4 protein-coding genes and 2 pseudogenes are annotated in these 6061 nt (G+C 61.1%); 2 read left to right on the top strand and 4 right to left on the bottom strand.

Going from position 1 to position 6061, the window contains the following annotated elements:
- Positions 1-123: 123 nt before the first annotated feature.
- From EN914_RS20825 to EN914_RS20810, 3 genes and pseudogenes are all read right to left on the bottom strand, one after another.
- A complete protein-coding gene (locus tag EN914_RS20825; protein ID WP_127389233.1) occupies positions 124-1041 on the bottom strand; it encodes an NADP-dependent oxidoreductase in 918 nt (305 codons plus the stop codon).
- Positions 1042-1252: 211 nt separating this feature from the next.
- Positions 1253-1621 (bottom strand): SPW repeat protein, encoded by a 369-nt coding sequence (locus EN914_RS20820; RefSeq protein WP_081714443.1) that lies wholly within the window; start codon positions 1619-1621, stop codon positions 1253-1255.
- Between the two features lie 564 nt (positions 1622-2185).
- A pseudogene (locus EN914_RS20810) lies at positions 2186-3162 on the bottom strand (hypothetical protein).
- Positions 3163-3746: 584 nt separating this feature from the next.
- Between EN914_RS20810 and EN914_RS20805 the strand changes: the two are divergent.
- Complete coding sequence (locus EN914_RS20805) at positions 3747-4460, top strand: DNA helicase (protein WP_024505481.1); 714 nt, start codon at positions 3747-3749, stop codon at positions 4458-4460.
- 20 nt (positions 4461-4480) lie between these two features.
- Here the strand turns inward: EN914_RS20805 and EN914_RS20800 are convergent, their stop codons facing one another.
- Positions 4481-5428, bottom strand: a complete 948-nt coding sequence (locus EN914_RS20800; protein WP_013530140.1) for a hydrogen peroxide-inducible genes activator — start codon at positions 5426-5428, stop codon at positions 4481-4483.
- Between the two features lie 265 nt (positions 5429-5693).
- On the opposite strand from EN914_RS20800, the pseudogene EN914_RS20795 reads away from it, so the two are divergent.
- Positions 5694-6061: pseudogene (locus EN914_RS20795) on the top strand (catalase-peroxidase); the annotation flags it as partial.

Here is a 6061-nt window from a genome sequence, read left to right as displayed (position 1 = left end):
TTCGCGAAGATCATTGGAAAAAGGTCGCGTCATCAGATGCTGGCCTCCACTCCAGCCAGCATCTTGAATCACAAAACTCACAAATCGGGAATCCCCTACGATTCCATCAAGTCGTGAACCGCTCTAGGCGGAAACCTCAAGCACGATCTTGCCACGCACATGCTCATTTTCCAGCCGTTCTTCCGCTTTGGCGACCTCTCCAAGAGGGTAGGTGGCTTGCACGAAGGGGGTGACCTTGCCGGCCTCGATGAGGCGGCCGATCTCGGCAAGATGCGCCGCATTCGGCTCGGCCAGGTAGGAGACGCCACGCGCCCGACGCAAGTTTGCCTTTTCCTGCGACGGTTGGGAAAGCGTGGAACCGAGCGTCCCGCCAGGCTTGAGCACCTCCCAGGAGCGCTCCTGCGTGTCGCCCGCGACAAGATCGAACACCAGGTCGACCGCATCGACGACCTCTTCGAAACGCTGATTCTTGTAGTCGACCGTCTGATCGGCGCCAAGCTCACGCACGAAAACGACGTCCTCGGCGGAAACGGTTGTCGCGACGAACGCGCCCGCGGCCTTGGCCAGCTGGATCGCCAGATGACCGACGCCGCCGGCGCCGCCATGGATGAGAACCCGTTGTCCGGATTTGAGGCCGCCATGGTCGAAAAGGCCTTGCCATGCGGTGATGCCGGCAAGCGGCACCGCCGCGGCTTCGACATGGCTTAGACGATCCGGTTTGGCAGCCGCCTCCGTCGCCTTGACCACGACATATTCGGCATTGCCGCCCCGGTCATGACCAAGCATCGCAAACAACGGGTCGCCCTTCTTCAACGTATGCGCCCGCGTACCGCATATTTCCACCGTGCCGGATACGTCGCGCCCGAGCGTGACCGGCAGGGTCTCGCTCACCGACCCTTCGCGGGTCTTGTAGTCGATCGGATTGACGCTTGCGGCGCGGACCCTGAGCACAACCTCGTCGTCAAGCGGCTGAGGCGAGGGGACCTGATCGATCGAAAGGACCTCAGGTCCGCCAAAAGCGTGGATGCGGATTGCTTTCATGTCGGCATACCTCCTGTTGTCTGGCTTTCGGCGACGCTGTCTGCAGGGCTGTCGTCAGCGGCTGTGCAGCCGAGGTTGCGGCGGCAGGCACGCTGGCCTCCCGGGGGCCACCGTCAGATGATTTTCCACCATCATCGGCGACCCAGCGGGATGCCAATTTGTCGGCGGCCAATCCGTCACGATCAGGCCGCCGCAAGGACGCCCAGTCCTGCTAGGCCGTAGACTGCGTCGGCGGGTTCTGGTTCATCATCCACAGCTCGATCGCAGCCAGAACCGCGACCAGAACGCCGATTACAACATGCACGCCCATGGCTGTGGTTGCCTGGAATCCAAGCACCCAGGGAGACACAACTACCCAAAGACCCACAACGAGGTTCAGCCATTCCTCCCAGACAGCAAAGGCGAAGAGGGCGGCAACCGAAAGCACGACAATCACGATGCCGCTGCCCATGGCATTCTGGGACTGTGTCCCCGCCGCTAAGGCGAATATCCATGGAGAGAAGAAGAGAATTGCTCCGAGGACCAGATTTGCTACGTCACAGAGCTTGGCGTTTGACCATTGGTTCATGATTTTCTCCATCAAGCGTGCTCTCCACGCTTCCGAAGCTCAATCGGTGGCCTTGAAACCGTCGGTCACATGGCGGCAAGGCTACAACCAGACTTGCTGGCTTTCTAACTGGAGAGCAGGCCGTTGGTTCCAACCAATCGGCCTGGACACGGCACCGGGAACTGTCCTCGCCGGGAGCATTCAGCCACTCCCGATCCGTTCGCGACATACAACGCGGCGGGAAGGTGCGAGGCGCAGGCGATTACCCATGTCTCGATCATAGTCGTCACCCGGAGCGCCAGTCCTCGAAGAAGACGTTCAATGTAAGCGTGATGTGTTCGCGTTCTGGCAGCCTTCTGTGCCGCTTCCTTCCTGCCGCGGGTACCCTTGGTCCGGCGGCGGCCGTCCGCGCCATGGGCGCGCGTTGTCTCTGGGGACCAACGCGCCGAGGTTACAAATGAACCTATCCCAGCCTTTGGCTACCGACATCGACGACGCGAGGGGAGTCAGACGCTGCCAAACCTCGGAGATCGGGATCGATACCGGTTCACGACGGGTTGCTGATCAATGCGCATGGTTCGCATGCCGAAGCGGACGTCACGGCTGCGTGCAAATCGGCACTGGCTGCGGCGGCGGTGCCGGATGATCCTTCCTGTATTGGGCGATGATCGGCTCGAGGGTCTTTCGCGGCCAGAATTTCGGTGTGCCGATTTCCTTCAGGCAGGACGCGTTCCAATAGGCGCCCGGCTGTGAATGGTTGGCTGCGACCGCGGCGATGTCGCGCGATTCCGGGTAGATGTAGAGCGTCGTCGGATTGTCCTTGACCATCGGGATAATCTGCTGCGCATCCGCCGGCGACCAACTGGTGCAGCCATTGCTGCGACCGCCGGCATAATCCACCAGCTTGCCGAACGGTACGAAGCCGTCATGGTCGGCATGCGAGCTGTTCGGATTTTTGCGCAGGCACAGGCCGTGCAGCACCTGGGCTGCGTGGCCGCCGATCACCCGCTGCCTGGCGTTCGCGGCTTCGCCTTCGCCGTCGAACTGGATGAAGGTGCGCTGGAAAGCCACGTCCCGTTTCGCACCAGTGCGGTAATAACCCTTGAACGAGGTTTTCGCCTCGCGGGTCATATAGGCGCCGCCGGCCGTCAACGATGAATCCATCGCATTGCCGAAGTTCCTAGCGCACCGCTGCCATTCGAAAAATCGACGACGCCCTTCAGATTCCGCCCGCTGCCATGACCCGACGAAATCGCGCGGAAGGACTCGCTGGCCTCGCAGATGACGTAGTAGCGGCGGCCGAGCACGCCATTGCCCAGATCGCTGGGGCGTGTCGCATCCATGGCGAAGTAGCAGGGGTTCTTGACGGCCCCTTGGGCGACCTTCTTCCGATAAAGCGCGCGGGCTCGTTCGAGGACAATTTGTGAGATCTGGCCGTCGCTGTTGCCGACATGAGCCTGCAACCAGGCCGGAACGTCAGATGATGCGGCAAAGGATCGAGCGGACACCGTCACGGCGATGACGGCGACGAAAAAGCTGGCGACGACGCCCAGACAAACAGATCTCAACCGCACGGATCAATTCTCCTGTCGAAGCGAATGGCGATTTCTTGCGGTATTTGCCGCGAGAATCGATCATAGATGGCCTCGCATTATCAGGCGAAACACATCTTGTTTAGCGTACCCGCATGAAGATCCGCAAAGCAGGTCGACGCATGCAACGGCCCTACGCCGACATGCTGGCTCCAGGCTTGCGGCGGACGTCTTCGTATCCTTGAAGCAGGGCAACGAACTCGGGTTGGCGGGTTCCTTCGAGCTCGTCGGCGCGTTGGCTGACGGAGCATCAAACGAAAAACCCGCCTGTGCGGCGGGCCATTGGCGCAAATCAGCACCATGGACAAATATGTACCATAGCTGAGTGCAGGGAGTCAAGAAAAAATTCCTATCGCGAAAAGCCGCGAGTTCGGAACCTGATCTCTCGAGTTCCGCGATTTTCGATACGCAGGGATTGAGCTATCATCTGATTCTGGCGTGGCTCACGCCTCCTCCCTCCGCCGGGAAAGCATCATCCATGCAGGGCTCTCTCATCACCGAACCAACTGTTCGAGCGCTTGGCATAAGGAGGGGTTGCGAAAACGGCTCGCACCAGGAGGTTTGTCATGAAACTGTCCGCGCCCGTCTATCATCTGAAGCGTCAAGCCAGGCTTTTGTCCCGCGAGGCCAAAATTCCGCTCCACGAAGCGCTTGACCGTGTTGCAGTACGGGAAGGCTTCGCCAGTTGGAGCCTGCTTGCGGCCAAGGCAGCCGGGGCGGCGCGTGCCGGCACACTGTTTGCGCAACTTGCGCCCGGCGATCTGGTCCTGGTGGGTGCACGACCCGGCCACGGCAAGACGCTGATGAGTCTCGAACTGGCAATCGAAGCCATGAAGTCCGGCAGTCGGGGCGTGTTCTTCACGCTGGAGTATACGCAGCGGGATGTGCTCGACCGGTTTCGAGCCATCGGGGCAGACCCGGTGCAGTTCAACGACCGGTTCGTGTTCGACAATTCCGACGCCATCAGCGCCGACTACATCGTCAAGGCATTGGGCTCGGCGCCGCGCGGCACGCTGGTGGTGATCGACTACCTGCAACTGCTCGACCAGAAGCGGCAGAATCCGGAGCTGATGGCGCAGGTTCGCACGCTGAAGGCGTTTGCCGGCGACAGGGGATTGATCCTCGTCTTCATCTCGCAGATCGATCGGTCCTACGACCCGGCGCAGAAGCCGGTTCCCGATATCGGCGATGTGCGGTTGCCTAACCCTCTGGATCTGTCGCTGTTCAACAAGACCTGCTTCCTGAACAAGGGCGAGATCCGGTTCCGCGCGGCAGGCTGACGATCGGGTCAGCCAAGCCTTCATTGGGCGGCTGCTACCAGGTTCAGCTCAACCGATGCCGGATTGTGCTGCGCGCGCAACGTTTCGGCCGCCTGGCGAACCACTTCGGATATAAGCATCAGCTGTTTGGCGATCGGGCTTGTCTTGCGCCAGATCATGCCGATCGTCCGCGAAGGTTGGGGGTTGGCAAAGTGGGCGACAGACACCGCCGCCGAGCGCGTCTCCACCGGCACGGCCATTTCGGGAATCAAGGTGACGCCGACACCGGCGCCGACCATTTGCACCAGGGTCGACAGCGAGCTGCCGTCCAGCAACTCCCTAGGCCGCGCCGAATGCATGTTGCAGAACGACAGCGCCTGATCGCGAAAACAATGGCCTTCCTCCAGCAGAAGCAGCCGCATCTCGCGCAGCATTTCGCGGTTGGGGACCGGCTTTCCCTCGTCCTCGCCGGGCCGGACCAGCACGAAGTTCTCGGCAAACAGCACGATTTCCGTCAGCGAGGGTTCCGACACCGGCAAGGCGACGATGGCCGCGTCGAGCCGGCCGTCGGCCAGTTCCTGGATCAGCTTCTGCGTTTGCGTTTCGCGCACGTGGATATCGAGCCCGTCATGCATGCGGGCGAGGTTGCCGATGATGGCAGGCAGGAGGTAGGGTGCGATCGTCGGGATCACGCCGATGCGCAACCGTCCCACCAGCCGGTCGCGCGAGGCGCGGGCCAGATCCGTCAGCTCATCCACCGAGCGCAGGATGTCGCGGACGCGCAAGGCGAATTCCTCGCCGAAATTGGTCAGCCGGACCTGGCGTGGGCCTCTTTGGAAAAGCTCCGTGCCCAGCGTTTCCTCCAACTCCCGGATCTGCACCGAGATGGCGGGCTGCGAGATCGAGCAGGCATCGGCGGCGCGGCCGAAATGATTGTGCCGGGCCAGCGCCTCGAAATAACGCAGCTGCTTCAGCGTCAGGTTTGTCATAATGTCATCTTATCGCTGCAATCAGGAAATCCAACTTAAATTAATCAAGCGGCTTTGCTATAGGAGTCGTAACGAAGATGAGGAGCAGCCGGGACCGCCTGGTGAGGCGCATGCCCGCAGCAACAGGACATCCAACATATTCGGTCGCGTATCGGGCTCAGGTCATCGCGCCAGCCATGAAACGGACCGCCTACAGGGACATTTTTGTGTTCCTGTTCACGCAGCAGTTGAACAGCTCAACTCAGCCACGATCGGAGAGAAGAACATGGACGCACAGACCGATGATCCCAGTGCCGGCAAATGCCCCGTTGCGCACGGATCCTCCAGCAGGACGAACCGTGACTGGTGGCCGAACCAACTGGACCTTGGCGTTCTGCATCAGCAATCGAACCTTTCGGATCCGATGGGCGAAGAGTTCGACTATGCCGAGGAATTCAAGTCGCTCGATCTCGATGCGGTGATCAAGGACCTGCACCAGGTGATGACGGATTCGCAGGATTGGTGGCCGGCCGACTTCGGCCATTACGGGCCGCTGTTCATCCGCATGGCCTGGCACAGTGCCGGCACCTACCGCATCGGCGACGGCCGTGGCGGCGCCGGGGCCGGCCAGCAGCGTTTTGCTCCGCTCAACAG

This window comes from Mesorhizobium sp. M7A.F.Ca.CA.001.08.2.1 (assembly GCF_003998455.1).
GTDB lineage: Bacteria > Pseudomonadota > Alphaproteobacteria > Rhizobiales > Rhizobiaceae > Mesorhizobium > Mesorhizobium ciceri.
This window is presented reverse-complemented; position numbering and strand designations above follow the sequence as displayed.